At 71.8% G+C, this 1,009-nt stretch carries 1 protein-coding gene; it reads right to left on the bottom strand.

What is annotated here, in order from left to right; genetic code table 11:
• Positions 1-209: 209 nt before the first annotated feature.
• Complete coding sequence (locus tag ACFXGA_RS40245; protein WP_378098506.1) at positions 210-671, bottom strand: hypothetical protein; 462 nt, start codon at positions 669-671, stop codon at positions 210-212.
• Positions 672-1,009: the final 338 nt, after the last annotated feature.

Raw genomic sequence — 1,009 nt, 5'->3', positions numbered from 1 at the left:
CGCGGCCAGGAGCTGCATCGTGCCGATGACGTTCATCTCCTTCATCGCGGTGCGGGCGGGGCGGCGGGCCCGGGTGGGGGGGCGCGTGCCGGCCCCTCCCAGTGTTTTTACGCGGCCCGTCTTTTTTGTCAACCCCGCTAACTGGGGGGGCCCCCCGGCCGGGGGCGGGCGCCATCCACGATCACTTCAGCGCCCTCGTCGGCGCCGGGTCACTGGGCCTGCGCGACGGCCGCCGGCTCGTCGGTGGTCGGCTTGTACGGGCCGCCGTTGGGCTCGGGCTCCGGGTCGCCGGTCGGCTTGTACGGACCACCCATCGGCCGCACCAGCGGGTCGGCCGTCGGCTCGCTCGTGGGCTTGTACGGGCCGCCCATGGGCCGCACCAGCGGCTCGTCCACCGGGTCGCCCGTCGGCTTGTACGGACCGCCGGTGGGCTCGACGACGCCGCCGTCGCCCGGCTCGCCGTCGCCCGGCACGACCTCGATCGGGACGACCTCGCCGGGCCCGACCTCGATCGGCACGACGTCACCGGGCGCGACCTCGCCGGGCACGGCGTCGTCGGGCAGGACCTCGATCGGCACGACCTCACCGGGCTCCGCGACGGGCGCCTCGTCGGCGAGGCGGTCCTCGATGGCGTCGATCTCCGCGACCAGCTTCGGGTCGGTTCGGGACATGGCGTTGCCTCCCCTACAACGGGACCCCTGAACGGGGCATCCTCTGCGGCTGAGCTTCGGGTGGGTTCGGCGGCCCCCCGACCTGCCGAACGGGCTCAAGCCTTACACAGATGGACGCATCTGAGAGGGGGAAATTTACCGAGAGCGACGAACGGCTCGATCTTGGCCCTCGCTGACCAGCATGGGAGCACCACTTCGGAAGTCGTTACCACTCGAATGGACGAACGTGTTAACAGAGTGCAGGCATCAAGGGGTCCGCAATAGGGCGACCCCGCGCAACCCGCGCGACCTGGAATGACCCCGTCCGGACGCGGAACGGCGGTGGGGCGGGACCGCGT

The sequence above is a fragment of the Actinosynnema sp. NPDC059335 genome, from assembly GCF_042752395.1.
Classification (GTDB): domain Bacteria; phylum Actinomycetota; class Actinomycetes; order Mycobacteriales; family Pseudonocardiaceae; genus Actinosynnema.
The sequence above is the reverse complement of the archived record's forward strand: the minus strand, read 5'-3'. Positions and strand labels throughout refer to the sequence as shown.